Consider the following 19,455-nt stretch of genomic DNA (forward strand, 5'->3'; position numbering starts at 1 on the left):
GCCCGAGACAGATGTCTCGGGCCCTTCGAGGTGTCTGCCGCCTGAGGGCTCCTCAGGCGACGGGTGCGAGCGCCTGGCCGTCCGTGTCCCGGATGATGGCGCAGACGTCCCGCAGCGCCGCCTCCAGCCGGTCGATCTCACCGTCCGTCAGGTACACGGACGGCTCGAAGCGCAGGGTGTTGACCGCGCTCGACGTGGGGAAGACGCGGATACGGTGCGTCCGCAGGATGTGCCCGGCGACGAAGTAGCCGAAGAACCCGCTCCCGGCCACCTGGCGCAGCGGCTGAGCGTCGGCGGCCGACTGGTCGTGGAACTCGAGGCCCAGCATCAGGCCCCGTCCCCGCACGTCGCTGACCACACCGGGGAAGTCGGCCCGGACCGCGCGGAGCATCGCGAGCAGCCGCTCACCGCGCTCGGCCGCCCGCCGGTACACCTCGCCGTCGTCGGCCTCCATGATCTCCAGCACCTTCAGCGCGATGAGACAGGAGAAGCTGTCCTTGGCGAAGGTCGAGCTGTGGGCCAGCTCGAACTGCCCGCGGTAGAGCGGCTTGCGGACGAGCGTGACCGCCGCCTTGGCGATGCCGCCGCCCAGGCTCTTGGCCAGCGTGTAGTAGTCGCCGCGCAGTCCCAGGTGGGTGGCCGCGAGGAAGGTGCCGGTGCGCCCCATGCCGCTCTGGATCTCGTCGACCACGACCGGGATGCCGTGCTCCGCGCAGACCTGTTGCACCTCCTGCGTGAACTCCCGGCTCAGTTCGTGGATGCCGCCCTCGCCCTGGACGGGTTCCAGGACGAACGCCGTGAAGAGCGGGGCGTCGCGCTCGACGACGCGCACCCGGCCGCCCTCTACGACCAGGTCGAGCAGGTGGCCCCGCTCCTCGTCGATGATCTTCCGCAGCGCACCGGGCTGGTCGCGCGGCACGAACCGAGCCTGCGCGGCGAGGGCCTTGAACGGCAGCCGGTAGCCCTCGTTGTGGGTCAGCTGAACGCTGCCGGCCAGCTTGCCGTGGAAGGCGCCCTCGGGGGTGAGGAACAGTGGCGGGCGCGCCGACTGCGCCTCGTTCCTGGTGCGTACCTCGGCGACGAGGTCGTCGATCGAGTCCGCGACGTGTGCGGGCACCGTGGCGGCACCCGCGGCGACCTGCTCCCGTACGTCGTCGATGTGCCCGGCGATCTCCTCGGTCAGCTCCGTGACGCGCAGGCCACGGTCGAGTTCGGCGTGCTTCATGGCCGCCTCGACGGCCTCCGCGCCGCTGTTGGCGAAGATCGCGTAGTACTGCTCGTCGTCCCCCCGCTCCCGCTGGATGATGCGGTTGAGCGCCGCCGCCACGTCGCCCGCGTACGGGTGGCGGGAGAACTGCGCGTGGACGGGGGTCCGCTGGTCGAGGAGCGTCTTGGCGTACGCGATGATCTCGGGATTGCTGTGCCCGAGCATCAGCGAGCCGTAGCCGCCGACGTAGTCGAGGACAGGAATCTCCTCGCCGTCCTCGCCGCGCCGGTACAGGGTGTTGCCCTCAGCGCGCACGTACTCGGCGTCCAGGCCGCCGGAGGCCAGCACGGCGAGCAGGAACGGCTCCGCGAGGTCCCCCTCGGGCGCTGTCCGTTCGTCACTCATGGCGGTCCCCTCAGGCGTTGGTGACGGTGGACTCGTGGGACGCGGCAGCCCCGGGGTCCGGCACGGCCTCGGCGGGCACCTCCCCTTCGGCCTCGGCGGGCGCTGCCGCGCCGATCGCCGGGATGCCGCGCAGCAGGGAGAGCACCACGACGGCGGTGAGGACCGCGAAGCCCGCGCTGACCCACGCCGTCGTCTGGTACCCGGACGTGAACGCCTCCCGCGCGGCGGCCAGCAACTGCGCGCCGACGTCCGGGGAGAGGGACTCGGCGGCGGCGGTGGCACCGCCGACGCTGTCCTGCGCCGCCTCGGCGGCCTCGGCCGGGATGCCCGCGGGCGCCGTGTCCGCGACCTCGCCGCGGTAGACGGCCACGGCGACGCTTCCGGTCACCGCGATGCCCAGCGCCAGGCCCAGGTCGTACGCGGTCTGGCCGGTCGCGGAGGCCGAACCGGCCTTCTCCGGCGGGGCGGCGCCCGCCGCGAGCGAGGTGCCGAGCACGCTGATCGGGGCGACGCCGAACATGATGACCGTCAGGCCCATCGCCGCCGGCACGACTCCGTCCTTGTCGGCGCCGGCCGACGCGGACAGCCAGAAGCCGGCCAGGGTGACCAGCAGGCCGCCCGCGATCACGTAGGCCGGGCGGATCCGCTTGGCCAGCACCGGCGTCAGCTGGGAGCCCACGATCAGGCCCGCCGCGCCCGGCAGCAGCCACATGCCGGCCGCGAGCGGACTGAGCTCGCCGGCGATCAGCAGGTACTGCGGGACCAGGTACTCGACGCCGTTGAGCGCCATCATGCCGAACAGGAGTGTCAACAGGGCGCCCGTGAAGACCTTGGTGCGGAAGAGCCCCATGTCGAGGAGGGGTGTCTCCAAGATGTTCTGCCTGCGTACGAACACCACCGCGAGCACCACACCGGCCACGATCGCCCCCAGGTTGCCCGCGGACCATCCCGTCTCGGCGGACTTCTTGATCCCGTACACGATGGGCAGGATCGCGGCGAGGAACAGCGCCACGCTGGCGAGGTCGAGCCGCCCCGGGTTCGGGTCGCGGTACTCCGGCAGCAGCACCGGCGCGGCGAGGAGCGGCACCAGCATCACCGGTACGGCCATCAGGAAGACCGAGCCCCACCACCAGAAGTCCAGCAGGACACCACCGACGACGGGGCCGATCGCGATGCCCACGGACAGCGAGGTGACCCACATGGCGATGGCCGTCGCCCGCTGCTTGGCGTCGGTGAACATGTGAATGATCAGGGAGAGGGTCGACGGCAGCACGGCCGCGCCGGCGACGCCGAGCAGCGCACGGGCCGCGATAAGCATCTCGGGGCTGACGGCGTAGGCGGCGAGCAGCGAGGAGACGATGACGCCGACCGAGCCGTACATCAGCATTCTGCGTCGGCCGAGCCGGTCTCCGAGCGTGCCCATGACCACCAGGAAGCCGCAGGTCATGAAGCCGTACATGTCGGTGGTCCACAGCACCTGGGAGCTGGTGGGCTGTAGGTCGGCGGCCAGGTAGGGCGTCGCCAGCCACAGCACGCCCAGGTCGGCCGTCATCAACGTCACGGGGAGCAGCAGCACCAGCAGTCCGAACCATTCACGTGGTCCGGCACGCAACTCCGCCGCGGAAGCGGTGTGGGAAGACATGGGGGATCCCTTTCTTGGTGTGTCTCTTCTTCCGGCTTCTGCGACCGGGAGTCGGGAGTCCGTCAGGCGGTGTGGGCGCGGACGCGCCGGAGGATCTCGGTGGCCACCGTCTGCGGGGCCTGCTGCGGCTGCCAGTGCGAGGTCTCCTCGAGCGTCACGAGACGGTAGGGGCCCGTGACGTACTCCTGGGTCCGCTTGACGGCCAGTTCGCTGACCGCCGTATCCGTACGGCTGTAGAGGAAGGTCGTGGGGACGCCGACCGGACCGAAGCCGAGGTCGTCGCCGAGCAGGTCGTTGGCGCGATACCAGTTCAGGGCCGCGTCGAGGGTGCCCGGACGGGTGTGGGTGGCGACGTACCGGGCGATCTGCGCGTCGGTGAGGACGCCCTCGCCGGCCTGGGTGAACCAGGCGTGCAACTGGGCGGCGTCGTCGGCCAGGAAGTGGTCGGCGGCGCCCTGCGAGATGAGGAACTTGACGTATTCGGAGCTGTGTTGCTGCTCCTCGTCGACGCGGTAGGCGTGCTGGTAGGCGTCGAGGTGCGGGATGGCCAGCGCGGTGAGGGTGCGCACCCGGGCGGGGTGCTTGGCCGCCAGCCACCACGCCACGGCCGCACCCCAGTCGTGGCCGACGACATGGGCCGTGCTGATCCCCAGGGCATCGAGGATGCCCAGCGCGTCGGCGGCGAGGTGCGGCAGCCGGTAGGCGGCCACGTCGGCGGGCCGGGCGCCGGGCGAGTAGCCGCGCTGGTCGGGGGCGATGGTGCGCAGACCCGCCTCGTGCAGCAGCGGCGCGGTCTCGGTCCAGGACTCCTTGTTGTGCGGGAAGCCGTGGAGCAGGAGGACCGGTTCGCCGTCGGCGGGGCCGGCCACGTCCACGTCGAAGACCAGGTCGTCGGAGGTGATCCGCATGGTGGTCACCTCTGCCCCGTAACGGCGAGGGCGGCCTCGATCTGTGGGGTGTGCAGGACGGCGGGCGAGTCGACGAGGCCGATGACCCGGGCGTACGCGCGGGCCACGGACGCGTCCCGGGTCGCCGCCTCCTGCACCTGCGCGATGAACGCGTGCGCCTGCCGGACCTCCTCGGTGCGCTCGCCCTCGACCTCCGGGAAGCTGAGGTCGGCGCCGACCGCCATCTCCCAGCAGCCGTCGATGGCGTCGCGGGCGAGGTCCTCGAAGTACCGGATCGGGTCCGGCCGGTGGGTCGCGGCCAGGTGGCGGCGCAGCACGAGGGAGCCGAGGGCCGCGACGGTCATGCCCTGGGCGTAGCTCGGGTTGAAGCTGCACACCGCGTCACCGATGACCAGCAGCCCGGCCGGGAAGTCGGTCATGCGCTGGTAGTGGCGGCGCAGGTTGGTCGGGAACTTGTACGCGACGGGGTCGTCGATCGGCTCGGAGACCTCCAGCACCTCGTGGATGTCGGGCGCGGCGAGGGACTTGACGAAGCCCAGGAAGCCCTCCGGCTCGGTGGGCGGGTGGTCGCCGAGAATGCCGTACGCCGTGACGATGGCGCGGTCGCCCTCGATCCGCTGGCAGATGGCGCCGCGCGGGACGCCGGCGGAGGCGACGGTGTTGATGGAGATGTCGCCCTCGAACGCCGCGTCCGGGACACGGTAGTAGCGGGTGGTGTACCCGAGGCCGATCTTGTGCTTCTCCTCCTGGACGGCTTCGTAGCCGAACTCCTGGAGCCAGACGGAGGTGCGCGAGCCGCGGCCGGTGGCGTCGACGACCAGATCGGCGTGGAGGGTCTCCTCGGCGCCGCCGGCCCGGCGGACCACGACACCGGTGACCGTGCGGCGGTCCCCGGTGGTCTCCAGGCGCAGGATGTCGGCCTCTTCCAGGAAGCTGACCCCGGGCAGCGCGAGCACGCGGTCGCGCACGTGGCGCTCCAGGAACGGGCGGCTGAGCGTGAGGACGAGCAGCTCGGAGTGAACCTTCCGCAGCCGCTTGCCGTTGATGATCCACCGGACGTCGTCGGCGACGTCGCCGCTGCCCGCCCCGCCCCGCGTCAACGCCTCGGTGATGCCCGGGAAGTACTCCTCGGTGATCTGCTGGCCACGGGCGAGCAGGCCGTGCAGGTGATGTCCCTGCGGCAGGCCGCGCCGCAGCTCGTTCGGGCCGGTCAGTTCGTCGCGGTCCACGACGACGACCTCCGCGAAGGTCTCGGAGAGCGCACGGGCGGAGAAGAGTCCCGCCATGCTGCCCCCGAGCACCACCGCACGGCCTTCGCGTTGCTTACTCATAGCGATCAACTCTCCTTGAATTCGCAATTCGCACCGGCGGAGCCACGAAGTTATCCGCACGCGTTCCATCGGCCGTCCATCGCGCGGCAACGCGGCGGTCATCGGCCGCTCTCAGCAGGGCAGTTACCGCGCCATGACTGTCGGTGAACCCGATTTCACTAACCTCGGTGGAAATAGCTTCCCGGGTCTTGAAAAGACCTCAGCGAATAGCCGAGGCAACAACCGCCGAGTAAATCCTGAAAGGGCAGCCGAGCGTGGTGACGAGTGAGAACAATCCTGTAGCAGCCGGTACGCGCGCCGAGAAGACGGAGCCGATCGCTGTCGTGGGGCTGTCCTGCCGGCTCCCCGGAGCCGGGAGTCCTTCGGCATTCTGGGAGTTGCTGCGCGGCGGCGCCAGTGCGGTGACGGACGTGCCGCCGGGCCGCTGGGACGAGTCGTCCGGGGCACGGCGTGGCGCGTTCGTGGACGGGGTCGACCAGTTCGACGCCGGGTTCTTCGGCATCTCGCCGCGTGAGGCCGCCGCGATGGACCCGCAGCAGCGGATCGTTCTGGAGCTTGCCTGGGAGGCGCTGGAAGACGCCGGGATCGTGCCCTCCGCGCTGCGCGGCAGCCGGACGGCCGTGTTCGTCGGTGCCCTGCGCGACGACTACACGAGCATGCTGTACCAGTACGGCACCGACGCCGTCACCCAGCACACGATGACCGGCGTCAACCGCGGTGTCATCGCCAACCGCGTCTCGTACCACCTGGGCCTGCACGGACCCAGCCTGACCGTGGACTCGGCCCAGTCCTCATCACTCGTCGCGGTCCACCTGGCCTGCGAGAGCCTGCGCGGCGGCGAGTCGACGGCCGCCATCGCCGCTGGTGTGAACCTCAACCTGCTGGCCGAGAACGCCACGACAGAGGAACGTTTCGGCGCGCTGTCTCCCGACGGCGTCTCGTACACCTTCGATGCCCGGGCCAACGGCTTCGTGCCCGGCGAGGGAGCCGGGGTCGTCGTCCTCAAGCCGCTCTTGGCCGCGCTCGCCGACGGCGACCGCGTCCACGGCGTCATCCGCAGCAGCGCCGTCAACAACGACGGGGCCACCGACGGGCTCACCGTGCCGGGCCGAAGCGCCCAGGAGCGGGTGATCCGCCTCGCCCACGAGCGTGCCGCGCTCGGCCCGGACGAGCGGGTCCAGTACGTCGAGCTGCACGGCACCGGCACTCCGGTGGGCGACCCCATCGAGGCCGCCGCCCTCGGCGCCGCACTCGGTACCCAGCAGGCGGCCGCCGGCAGGTCCGCGCTGCGCGTCGGCTCCGTCAAGACCAACATCGGGCACCTGGAGGGCGCCGCCGGCATCGCGGGCCTGATCAAGACGCTCCTCAGCATCACCCACCGCGAGCTGCCCGCCAGTCTCCACTTCGAGACCCCGAACCCCGCCATTCCGCTCGAAGAGCTGGGGCTGGCCGTCCAGCGTGAGCACTCCGCCTGGCCGCATCCGGACCGCCCGCTGGTGGCGGGCGTCAGCTCGTTCGGCATGGGCGGCACCAACGCCCACGTCGTGGTGGCCGAGGCGCCCGCCGCCCAGCAGCCGGAGGCCGCCGAGCTCAAAAAGACGCCGCTCGCCGCCCTGCCGTGGGTGGTCACCGGCCACTCGGAACCGGCGCTGCGGGCCCAGGGCGAGCGCCTCGCCACGTTCGCGGGGGACGCCGGTGCGCCCGATCCCGTGGACACCGGGTACTCACTGGTGGCCGGCCGCACGCTCTTCGAGCATCGTGCGGTGGTGGTGGGTGCGGACCGGGACGAACTCCGCGCCGGACTACGAGCGTTGGCCGCAGGACAGCCCGCTCCCGGACTGCTGCGGGGCACCGCGACCAGCGGCGCCAAGACCGCGTTCCTGTTCACGGGGCAGGGCGCCCAACGCGTAGGCATGGGACAGGACTTGTACGCCGCCTTCCCCACGTTCGCCGAAGCCTTCGACGCCGTCGCGGCCCAACTCGACCCACTGCTGGACCGGCCCCTGCGCGACATCATCACCACCGGCGAGCAACTCGACCAGACCGGCTACACCCAGCCCGCCCTCTTCGCCGTCGAAACCGCCCTCTACCGCCTCCTGGAATCCTGGGGCATCACCCCCGACTACCTCACCGGCCACTCCATCGGCGAACTCACCGCCGCCCACATCGCCGGCGTACTCGACCTCAAGGACGCGGCAAAGCTGGTCGCCGCCCGGGCCAGGCTCATGCAACAACTGCCACCCGGCGGCGCCATGACCGCCCTCCAAGCCACCGAAGACGAAGTACTCCCCCTCATCGAGGGCCACGAGTCCCGCCTGTCCATCGCCGCCCTCAACGGCCCCGACTCCCTGGTCATCTCCGGCGACCAAGACGCCGTCGCGGACATCACCGCGCAGGTCGAAGCATGGGGACGCAAGACCAAAGCCCTCACCGTCTCCCACGCCTTCCACTCCCCCCACATGAACCCCATGCTGGAGGACTTCAAAGCGGTCGCCGCCACCCTCACCTACCACCAGCCGAAGATCCCGATCGTCTCCACCCTCACCGGCACCCTCGCCACCGGCGACAACCTACGCACCCCCACCTACTGGACCGACCAAGTCCGCGGCACCGTCCGCTTCACCCACGCCATACAGACCCTCGACCAACTCGACGCCACCACCCGCCTCGAAATCGGCCCCGACGCCGTCCTCAGCCCCCTCACCGACGCCACCCCCACCCTCCGCACCGGACACCCCGAGGTCCGGGCACTGCTCACCGCCGTCGCCACCGCGTTCGTGCGCGGCTCCGAGGTGGACTGGGCGGCTGTGTACGCGGGGACCGGCGGCCGGCGCACCGACCTGCCCACCTACGCCTTCCAGCGGCGCCGTCACTGGTTCGACGCCTCCGCGCGCAAGGAAGCCCCCGCTCCGGACCGAGCGGCCGTACCCGACCAGGTCGCTGAGGCATCCCCGCGCGGGGAGCTCGGCGCACGTCTCGCGGGGCTCTCCCCTGAGCAGCGCGAGCGTGTGGTCGCCGAGCTGGTGATCGGGCACATCACCGCGATCCTGGAGTACGCAGAGGGTGACCGCCTGGAACTGCGGACGCCCTTCCAGAAGCTCGGGTTCACCTCGATGATGATCACCGAGCTGCGCCAGGCCCTCGCCGACGCCACCGGCCTGCGGCTGGCCAGCGGTCTGCTGTTCGATCACCCGACGCCCCAGGAGCTGATCGAGTTCGTCGGGGCGGAGCTGCTCGGCACGGTGGAGGCCGCCGAGAACGATGTTCGGGCTGCCGACGCGGACGAGCCGATCGCCGTCGTCGGCATGGCCTGCCGCTATCCGGGCGGCATCTCCTCACCCACCGAGCTGTGGAAGCTGGTCGCCGAGGGCGGCGATGCCGTCACCGAGTTCCCGGCCAACCGCGGCTGGGACGAGGACCTGTACGACGCCGACCCCGACCGCCCCGGCAAGAGCGCGGTGCGCCGCGGCGGGTTCCTGCACGACGCGGGCGAGTTCGACGCGGCGTTCTTCGGCATCTCGCCGCGCGAGGCACTCGCCATGGACCCGCAGCAGCGGCTGCTGCTGGAGAGTGCCTGGGAAGCCGTCGAGGGGGCGGGCATCGACGCGCAGTCGCTGCGCGGTTCCCGTACCGGCGTGTTCGTCGGCGCGACCGCGCCGGAGTACGGACCGCGCATGGACGAGGCGCCCGAGAGCGTCCAGGGCAGCGTCCTGACCGGCAGTACTCCCAGCGTCATGTCGGGCCGGATCGCCTACCAGTTGGGGCTCGTCGGCCCGGCGGTGACCGTCGACACGGCGTGCTCCTCGTCGCTCGTCGCACTGCACCTGGCGATCCGGTCGCTGCGCTCGGGGGAGTCGAGCCTGGCGCTGGCGGGCGGCATCACCGTGATGTCGTCGCCGGGCATGTTCGTCGAGTTCTCCCGGCAGCGGGGCCTCGCTCCCGACGGGCGCTGCAAGTCCTTCGCGGCAGGCGCCGACGGCACCGGCTGGAGCGAGGGCGTCGGTCTGCTGCTCGTCGAGCGGCTCTCGGACGCCGTGCGCAACGGTCACGAGGTGCTCGCCGTGCTGCGCGGCTCGGCCGTCAACCAGGACGGCGCCTCCAACGGGCTCACGGCCCCGAACGGCCTGTCCCAGCGGCGCGTCATCCGCCAGGCTCTCACCGACGCGGGCCTGGACCCGGCGGACGTCGACGCGGTCGAGGCGCACGGCACGGGCACCAGGCTCGGTGACCCGATCGAGGCCGAGGCGCTGATGGCCACGTACGGCAGCGGGCGCGGCGAGGGCCGGCCGCCGGTGTTCCTCGGGTCGCTGAAGTCCAACATCGGGCACGCCCAGGCGGCGGCCGGTGTCGGCGGTGTCATCAAGATGGTCGAGGCCATCCGGCACGGCGTCCTGCCCAGGACGCTCCATGTGGACGAGCCGTCGCCGCGCATCGACTGGAGCGCGGGGGCGGTGGAACTGCTGGCCGAGGAGCGGGCCTGGCCCGAGACCGGCCGGCCGCGCCGCGCCGCCGTCTCGTCCTTCGGTATCAGCGGCACCAACGCCCACGTCATCGTCGAGCAGGCGCCCGAGGTCCCGGACACCGGCGAAGAGAGCGAGGAGAGCGCCGGTGCCCCCGCGCTCCCGGTGCCGTGGCTGCTGTCCGCGCGTACCCCCGCCGCGCTGCGCGCCCAGGCCGAGCGGTTGCGGGCGTACGCGGCCGGCGAGGACGCACCCGGCCCCGCGGCGATCGGCCGGGCCCTGGCCACCGGCCGTACCGCCTTCGAGGAGCGCGCCGCGGTCGTCGCCGAGGCGGACGACCGCGGCGGCTACCTGGCCGGCCTCGACGCGCTGATCCGGGGCGCCGACGCCCCCGGCGTGGTCACCGGCAGCGCGACGGGCGCCGGCCTGACCGCGTTCCTGTTCACCGGCCAGGGCGCCCAACGCCTGGGTATGGGCCGCGAGCTGTACGAGCGCAGCCCGGTGTTCGCGGCGGCGCTCGACGCGGCGTTCGCGGCGTTCGACGCCCACCTCGACCGGCCGTTGCGGGACGTCGTCCTCGCGGCCGAGGGCAGCGCCGAGGCGGGACTGCTCGACGAGACGACGTACACCCAGCCCGCCCTGTTCGCGATCGAGGTGGCGCTGTTCCGGCTGCTCGAGCACCACGGGGTCAGGCCCGGTCTGCTCGCCGGGCACTCCATCGGCGAGCTGGCCGCCGCGCACGCGGCACAGGTCATGACCCTCGCCGACGCGGCCAAGCTGGTCGCCGCACGCGGCCGGCTGATGCAGTCGGCCCGGGCGGGCGGCGCCATGATCGCCGTACAGGGCGAGGAGGCGGAGATCGCCGCCTCGCTGGCCGGGCACGAGGACGAGGTGTCCGTCGCGGCCGTCAACGGCCCTTCGTCCGTGGTGATCTCGGGTGACGCGGAGGTCGCGGAGCGGATCGCCGCGAAGTGGCGTGAGCGCGGTCGCAGGACGAAGCGGCTGACCGTCTCGCACGCCTTCCACTCCCCGCACATGGACGCGGTCCTCGACGAGTTCCGTGCGGTCGCGGCTCAGATCGCCTTCTCCTCGCCGACCGTGCCGATCGTCTCCACCGTCACGGGCACGCTCGCCACGGACGCCGAGCTGACCTCGCCCGACTACTGGACGGGGCAGATCCGTGCCGCCGTGCGCTTCCTGGACGCCACGCGCACGCTGGCGGAGCGGGGCGCGACCGTGTTCGTGGAGGTCGGCCCGGACGCGGTACTGACCGCACTGGTGCGGGGCGCGCTCGACGGATCGGCCCGCACCGCCGTGCCGTTGCTGCGGGCCGGCCGCCCCGAGGCGCAGACCGTGGCCGAGGGCCTGTGCGCGGCGTACGCGGCCGGGGCCACCCTGGACGCCGGCTCGCTGTTCCCGGAGCCGCCGGTCCCGGGCAGGGGCGCGGTGCGGCTGCCGACGTACGCCTTCCAGCGCGAGCACTACTGGCTCTCCCCCACCCGGCCCGCCGACGCCCGCAGCCTCGGTCTGGACGCCTCCGACCACCCGCTGCTCTCCGCGAGCGTGGAGCTCGCGGAGCGCGAGGACACGCTGTTCACCAGCCGCCTCTCGGTGGCGGGCCACTCGTGGCTCGCGGACCACGCCATCAGCGGCACGGTGCTGCTGCCCGCCACCGCGTTCCTGGAACTGGCCGTCGCCGCCGGTGACCACCTGGGCGTCACCCGGGTGGAGGAGCTGACTCTGCAGGCGCCACTGGCGCTGACCGGCCGCGACGACGTTCGGGTCCAGGTCGCCGTGGGCGCGCCGGATGCCTCGGGCCTGCGCCCCTTCTCGATCCACGCCCGCCCGGACACCCCGGACGCCGGCCCGTGGACCCGGCATGCGACCGGCGCCCTAGGGCCTGTGTCGGAAGTGGCGCCTGCCGACGACCTCACCGTGTGGCCGCCCGAAGACGCCGTCGCCGAGCCGCTGGACGGTACCTACGAGCGGCTGACCGCCCTCGGTTACGGCTACGGCCCCGCCTTCCAGGGCCTGCGTGCCGTATGGCGCCGGGGCGACGACGTGTACGCCGAGGTACGGCTGCCGGACGAACACCTCGAGGGCGCCGCGCACTTCGGTGTGCACCCGGCGCTGTTCGACGCCGTGCTGCACCCGCTCGTCCTCGACGCGGCGGTGGAGGGCGAGAGCGACCGGATCCGGCTGCCCTTCGCCTGGTCCGGCGTCGACCTGCACGCCACCGGCGCCACCGAGCTGCGGATCCGGATCTCGCCGGCCGGCCCCGGCTCGTACCGCCTGACGCTGGCGGACCCCACCGGTGCGCCCGTCGCGGACGTCGAGTCGCTCACGCTGCGTCCGGTGGCCAGGGAGCAGCTGGTCACCGGTGCCGACGCGGCGACGCGGGACTCGCTGTACACGGTCGAGTGGGTTCCCCTTGTCCCGGAGCCGCAGAGCACCGAGCCGACGTGGGAAGAGGCCGGCGAGGACCTGGCCTTGACCGGCGGTCCGGGTGCCGAGGTCGTCGTCGTACGACTCGCCGGTGCGGCGGACCGCGAAGGCGCGGCCGGTGTGGCGGGCGCGCACGCGGCTGCCGCCCGTGCCCTCGGCCTGGTCAAGCGGTGGCTGTCCGACGAGCGGTTCGACGGCGCGCGGCTGGCGGTCGTCACCGAGGGCGCGGTCGCCGCACTGCCGGGCGAGGACGTCACCGATCTGCCGGCCGCTCCGGTATGGGGCCTGGTCCGGGCGGCGCAGTCCGAGCACCCGGACCGGATCGTGCTCGTGGACGTGGACGGCTCCGACGCGCCGCTGGGTGCGGCCCTCTCCTGCGGTGAGCCGCAGATCGTGGTTCGGGACGGGCAGCCGTACGCTCCGCGCCTCGCCCGTGCGGGGCGGTCCGGGCCGACGCCCGCCCCCGCCTTCGACCCGGACGGCACCGTGCTGGTCACCGGCGGCACCGGCGGCCTGGGCGCGCTGTTCGCCCGGCACCTGGTCACCGGGCACGGCGTACGGCACCTGCTGCTCAGCAGCCGACGCGGCCCCGCCACGCCCGGTGCCGACACCCTCGCCGCCGAACTGACCGCGCTGGGCGCGCAGGTGACCGTGGTCGCCGCCGACGCCGCCGACCGGGCGGCCGTCGAGGCACTGGTCGCCGGGGTCGACGCACGTCATCCGCTGACCGCCGTCGTGCACACCGCGGGCGTGCTGGACGACGCGACGATCGAGTCCCTCACCGCCGAGCAGCTGACGGCGGTGCTGCGGCCGAAGGTCGACGCGGCCCGGCATCTGCACGAGGTGACGCGAGGCCTGAACCTCTCGGCGTTCGTGCTGTTCTCGTCGGTCTCGGGCCTCACCGGCACCGCGGGGCAGGCCAACTACGCCGCCGCCAACACGTATCTGGACGCCCTCGCCGCGCACCGCCGCGCGAGCGGCCTGACCGCCACCTCGCTGGCCTGGGGCTTGTGGGACGCCAGCCACGGCATGGGCGCCGCGCTCGGCGAGGCCGACCTGGCCCGCTGGACCCGGGCCGGCATGACACCGCTCACGCCGGAGCGGGGCCTGGCCCTGTTCGACGCGGCCCTGGCCGGCGAGGAACCGCTGCTGGCGCCCGTCTCCCTGGACCTGGCCCGCTTCCGTTCCGGGCCGGAGCTCCCGCCGCCGCTGTACCGGGGCCTGGTGCGCACACGTGCCCGGCGTACCGCTGCCCGGGGCGGCGCCGCCGCCGACTCGGACTGGTCGCGGCGGATCGCCGCGCTCGGCGAGGAACAGCGGCGCGAGGCCGCCTTGGAGTTGGTCCGCGCCACGGTCGCCGGGGTGCTCGGCCACTCGGGCGCCGCGGCCGTCGACCCCGACCGCGCCTTCAACGACATCGGCTTCGACTCCATGGCCGGCGTGGACCTGCGCAACCGGCTCAGCGCCGCGACCGGTCTCAGGCTTCCCGCCACCGCGGTCTTCGACCACCCGACACCCGGCGCGCTGGCCGGGTATCTGTTCTCCCGGGTCTCCGCGTCCGAGGTGCCCGCGGCGGTGGCCGCGGCCCGGCCCCGGGGCGCGACGGACGAGCCGATCGCGATCGTCGGCATGGCCTGCCGCTATCCCGGCGGAGTCTCCTCACCGGAGGACCTGTGGCGGCTGGTCGCGGACGGCACCGACGCCATCACCGAGTTCCCGGCCAACCGCGGCTGGGACGTGGAGAACCTCTACGACCCGGACCCGGAGCAGACCGGTACGTCGTACGTCCGCCACGGCGGGTTCCTGCACGACGCCGACCTGTTCGACCGCGAGTTCTTCGGCATCTCGCCGCGTGAGGCGACCGCGACCGACCCGCAGCAGCGGCTGCTGCTCGAGACGGCCTGGGAGACCTTCGAGAACGCGGGCATCGACCCGGCGACGCTGCGCGGTAGCGCCACCGGTGTGTTCACCGGCGCGATGTACGACGACTACGCGTCGCGGCTCGCGTCGACGCCGGCGGAGTTCGAGGGCTTTGTGCTGGCGGGCAACCTGTCCAGTGTCATCTCGGGCAGGCTCTCGTACACGTACGGCCTGGAAGGTCCGGCCGTCACGGTCGACACCGCGTGCTCGTCGTCGCTGGTGGCGATGCACCTGGCGGCGAACGCACTGCGCTCGGGTGAGTGCGAGCTGGCGCTGGCCGGCGGTGTGACCGTGATGAACGGGCCGAGCACGTTCGTCGAGTTCTCGCGGCAGCGCGGGCTTTCGCCGGACGGCCGCTGCAAGTCGTTCGCGGCGGGCGCCGACGGCACCGGCTGGAGCGAAGGAGTCGGCCTGCTGCTCATCGAACGGCTCTCCGACGCCCGCCGCAACGGCCACCAGGTGCTGGCCGTGATCCGGGGCTCGGCCGTCAACCAGGACGGTGCCTCCAACGGACTGACCGCGCCCAACGGCCCCGCCCAGGAACGCGTCATCCGCCAGGCTCTGGCCAACGCGGGCCTCGGCACAGCCGACGTGGACGTCGTAGAGGCACACGGCACCGGCACCACCCTCGGTGACCCCATCGAGGCGCAGGCCCTGCTCGCCACCTACGGGCAGGACCGCCCCGAGGACCGGCCGCTGTACCTGGGCTCCCTGAAGTCGAACATCGGGCACAGCCAGGCCGCGGCGGGCGTCGGCGGCGTCATCAAGATGATCGAGGCCATGCGGCACGGCGTCCTGCCCCAGACCCTGCACGCGGACGAGCCGTCGCCGCACGTGGACTGGGAGACGGGGGCGCTCGCCCTGCTGACGGAGGAGACCGACTGGCCCGAGACGGGCCGGCCGCGTCGCGCGGGTGTGTCGTCCTTCGGCATCAGCGGCACCAACGCCCACGTCATCGTCGAGCAGGCGCCAAAGCCGGTGCCGGCGCGGGGACCGGCTCAGCCGCAGCCCGCCATGGTGCCGTGGATCGTGTCCGGCAAGAGCGAGGAGGCCGTACAGGCGCAGGCCCGCAAGCTGCACCGGTACGTCCTGGACCACCCGGAGCTGTCCACCGCCGACATCGGCCTCTCGCTCGTCACCACGCGCGCCGTACTGGAGCGCGGCGCGGCCGTCGTCGGCGCCGACCGCGAGTCGCTGATCCGGGGCCTGGCGGCCGTGGCGGCGGGCGAGAACGCCCCCGGTGTGGTGCGCGGCCACTCGGCGCGCCCCGGCAAGACGGCGTTCCTGTTCACCGGGCAGGGCAGCCAGCGGCTCGGCATGGGCCGTGAGCTGTACGCCACGCATCCCGTGTTCGCGCGGGCGCTGGACGAGGTGTGCGGTCACTTCGACCCCGAACTGGCCCGCCCCGTCAAGGATGTGCTGTTCGCCCGCGCGGACTCGGCGGACGCGGCGCTGATCGACCAGACGGCGTTCACGCAGGCCGCGCTCTTCTGCATCGAGGTGGCGCTGTACCGGCTGTTCGAGCACCACGGGATCACGGCCGACTATCTGCTCGGTCACTCCATCGGGGAGGTGACCGCCGCCTACCTCGCCGGGGTGCTCGACCTGGGTGACGCGTGCTGCCTGGTCGCCGAGCGCGGCCGGCTGATGCAGGCCGCACGCGAGGGGGGCGCCATGGCCGCCGTGCAGGCCTCCGAGGAGGAGGTGTACGCCTCGCTCGTCCCGTACGGGGAGCGGGTGGCGATCGCCGGCGTCAACGGCCCCCGCGCCATGGTGGTCTCCGGTGACGAGGACGTGGTGGAGGAGGTGGTCGCCGGCTGGCGGGCGAAGGGCGTCCGCGCCAAACGACTGCCGGTGTCGCACGCCTTCCACTCGCCGCACATGGATGAGGTCCTGGACGAGTTCATCGAGGCCGCGTCCGGGCTGACGTTCCGGGCGCCGCGCATTCCCGTGGTGTCGAACGTGACCGGCACGCTGGCCACGCAGGAGCAGCTGACGTCCCCGGACTACTGGGCGACCCACATCCGCGAGGCCGTCCAGTTCCTCGACGGCGTCCGGTACCTGGAGGCGCGGGGCGTCACCGACTTCCTGGAGCTCGGGCCCGACGGCATCCTGACAGCGCTGGCCCAGGGCTGCCTGGAGGAGGAGGCCGGCGTACTGGTGCCGGCCCTGCGCCGGGACCGGTCCGAGGCCGAGACGGTGACCGGCGCCCTCGCCGCGCTGCGCATGCGGGGTGCCGTACCCGACTGGGCGACGGTCTTCCCCGGCGCACGACGGGTCCCGCTGCCGACGTACGCGTTCCAGCACGAGCGGTACTGGCTGGACGCCCCGGAGACGGTCACCGACGCGGCGGGGCTCGGACTCGCCGCGGCGGACCACCCGCTGCTCGGCGCCGCGGTACGCATGGCGCACCGCGACGAGTACCTGTTCACCGGGCGCCTGTCCCGGCGTACGCACCCGTGGCTGGCCGAGCACGCGGTGTACGGCACGGTGTTGATGCCGGGCACCGGCCTGGTGGAGCTGGCAGCGCGGGCCGGTGAGCGGCTGGGGGCCCCGCGCGTGGCCGAGCTGATGCTGGCGGCGCCGCTGACACTGCCCGAACAGGGCGCGGTGCAGGTGCAGTTGGTGGTCGGCGAGGCGGACGACGAAGGGCGCCGCACGGTCGAGATCTTCTCGCGGCCGGACGACGGCGACGTCACCACGGACCGGCCGTGGACCGCGCACGCGAGCGGAGTGCTGGCGCCCGCCGCCGATGCCACCGGCTCCACGCTGACGGTGTGGCCGCCGGCCGGAGCCGTCGAGGCCGACCTGGCGGGCGCCTACGACCGGCTGGACGAACTGGGATACGCCTACGGGCCGGCCTTCCGGGGGCTGCGCCGGGTCTGGCGCGGGGCCGGTGAGCTGTTCGCCGAGGTGGTGCTGCCCGAGGAGCAGCGCGCCGACGCCGGACGGTTCCTGCTGCACCCGGCGCTGCTCGACGCCGCGCTGCACCCGCTGCTGCCGGGGGTCGCCGAGGCGAAGGGCCGCGCGCGGCTGCCGTTCTCCTGGTCGGGTGTGAGCGTCCACGCGGTGGGCGCATCCGTGCTGCGCGTACGGCTGGCCCTGTCGGGTCAGGACACGGACACGCTGGAGGCGGCGCTGACGGTGGCGGACGAGACGGGGGCCCCGGTGGCGACCGTCGAGTCACTGCTGCTGCGGCCGGTCTCCCCAGAAGCCCTGCGCTCGGCCGCCGCCACCGCACGTGACGGCCTCTTCCGCGTGGCCTGGAACCCGGCACCGGCCTCCAACACCCCGGCGTCGACCGCGGGTTGGGGCCTGATCGGGGACCTGCGGATCGACGGGGCGGTGCGTTACGGCGACCTGGACGCCGCCGCCGACGCCGTGCCCGGCGCTCTCGTCCTCGCCCTGCCCCCGAGCGGTACGGACAGCGAGCTGCCCGGGGCGGCCCGCCGCACCCTGCGCGACACCCTCACCACCCTCCAGGCCTGGCTGGCGGACGAGCGGTTCGCCGACTCCACCCTGGTCGTGGTCACCCGAGGGGCCGTCGCCGCCGTCCCGGGTGAGGAGGTCACCGACCTGGCCCACGCGGGCGCCTGGGGCCTGGTGCGTGTCGCCCAGACCGAGAACCCCGGCCGTATCGTGCTCGCCGACGTCGACACCGACGCCGTGCCCGCGGGCATCCTCGCCCTGGGCGAGCCCCAACTGGCCGTCCGCGGACACGACATCCTCGTGCCCCGCCTGGCCCGCACCGCCGACCGGCCCGACCGGCCCGACGGGCCCCGCTGGGACCGGGGCACGGTCCTGGTCACCGGCGCCACCGGCGCCCTCGGCGGCGTACTCGCCCGCCACCTCGTCACCGCACACGGCGCCCGACGCCTGCTCCTCCTCAGCCGACGCGGGATCGCCGCACCGGGTGCCGGGGAACTCCAGCGGGAACTGGCCGAGTTGGGCGCCGAGGTCACCGTCACCGCCTGCGATGTGACGGACCGCGCGGGCCTGGCCGAGGTGCTGGCGGCGATCCCGGCGGAGCATCCGCTGACCGCCGTCGTGCACACGGCGGGAGTCCTTGACGACACGGTCCTTTCCGACCTGACACCCGAGCGGCTGGAGAAGGTGCTGCGCCCGAAGATCGACGCGGCCTGGAACCTGCACGAGCTGACGAAGGACCAGGACCTGACGGCCTTCGTGCTGTACTCGTCGGTCGCCGGTCTGATCGGCAACGCCGGCCAGGCCAACTACGCCGCCGGCAACACCTTCCTGGACGCCCTCGCCCAGTACCGCCAGGCCCGCGGCCTGCCCGCCACCTCCCTCGCCTGGGGCCTGTGGGCCCAGTCCAGCACCATCAGCGGCGGACTGGAGGAGGCCGACCTGCGCCGGCTCGCCCGGCTCGGGCTGCTGCCGCTGTCGTCGGACGACGCCATGGAACTGTTCGACGCGGCCCCGGCCACCGGCGAGGCGGTCCTCGCCGTGACCCGCCTGAACACGGACGCACTGCGCAAGCAGGGCGAGCGGCTGCCGCCGCTGCTGCGGGGCCTCGCCCCGGCCGCGCCGCGCCGCGCCACCGCCGGTGCGCAGAGCGAGGGCGGGCCGACGCTGGTGGAGCGCCTGGGCGCGCTGCCGGAGGAGCAGCGCATGGCGGCGCTGACGGATCTCGTGCGCGGCCAGGTGGCGGCGGTGCTCGGCCACGCCGACGCCGGATCGGTCGAAGCCGACCGCGCCTTCCAGGAGCTGGGCTTCGACTCGCTCACCGCCGTCGAACTGCGCAACCAGCTGGGCACCGCCACCGGACTGCGGCTGCCCACCACGCTGGTCTTCGACCACCCCACCCCGGCCGCCCTCGCCACCTATCTGCGCCGCCAGATCACCGTCGAGGAGGTGTCCGCCGCCGCGCCCGTGCTCACCGAGCTGGACAGGATCAAGTCGTCGATCAAGGCCGTGGGCGATGACCGGGAGGCGTTCGAGCGGATCTCCGAGCGCCTGCGCGAGCTGCTCGACCTCACCGGCGGGACGGCCGGCCCGGAGGACGCAGCGGACGGCGACGACAAGGACCTGGACACGGCGAGCGACGAGGAGCTGTTCGCGCTCCTCGACGAACTGGAGTGAGCGGACCCGCGATGCGGACACAGCGATACGCCGA

The 19,455-nt window shown here is 73.2% G+C and carries 5 protein-coding genes; 1 reads left to right on the plus strand and 4 read right to left on the minus strand.

Annotated features, from left to right (window positions below; all coding sequences use genetic code 11):
- Positions 1-52 precede the first annotated feature (52 nt).
- From AB0I77_RS27570 to AB0I77_RS27585, 4 genes are all read right to left on the minus strand, one after another.
- Positions 53-1,612 carry an aminotransferase class III-fold pyridoxal phosphate-dependent enzyme gene (locus AB0I77_RS27570; protein ID WP_363285387.1) on the minus strand — a complete coding sequence of 520 codons (1,560 nt, stop codon included), beginning with the start codon at positions 1,610-1,612 and terminating at the stop codon, positions 53-55.
- A gap of 10 nt (positions 1,613-1,622) precedes the next feature.
- Complete coding sequence (locus AB0I77_RS27575; protein WP_363285388.1) at positions 1,623-3,254, minus strand: MFS transporter; 1,632 nt, start codon at positions 3,252-3,254, stop codon at positions 1,623-1,625.
- Positions 3,255-3,316: 62 nt separating this feature from the next.
- The gene (locus AB0I77_RS27580) at positions 3,317-4,162 is read right to left on the minus strand and encodes an alpha/beta hydrolase (RefSeq protein ID WP_363285389.1); all 846 of its coding nucleotides are present in this window, start codon (positions 4,160-4,162) and stop codon (positions 3,317-3,319) included.
- A 5-nt stretch (positions 4,163-4,167) separates the two neighbouring features.
- Positions 4,168-5,493 (minus strand): FAD-dependent monooxygenase, encoded by a 1,326-nt coding sequence (locus AB0I77_RS27585; RefSeq protein WP_363285390.1) that lies wholly within the window; start codon positions 5,491-5,493, stop codon positions 4,168-4,170.
- Between the two features lie 254 nt (positions 5,494-5,747).
- Between AB0I77_RS27585 and AB0I77_RS27590 the strand changes: the two genes are divergently transcribed.
- Positions 5,748-19,421 carry a type I polyketide synthase gene (locus AB0I77_RS27590; protein WP_363285391.1) on the plus strand — a complete coding sequence of 4,558 codons (13,674 nt, stop codon included), beginning with the start codon at positions 5,748-5,750 and terminating at the stop codon, positions 19,419-19,421.
- Positions 19,422-19,455 lie beyond the last annotated feature (34 nt).

Origin of the sequence: Streptomyces sp. NPDC050619 (genome assembly GCF_040654815.1) — a bacterium.
Taxonomy (GTDB): domain Bacteria; phylum Actinomycetota; class Actinomycetes; order Streptomycetales; family Streptomycetaceae; genus Streptomyces.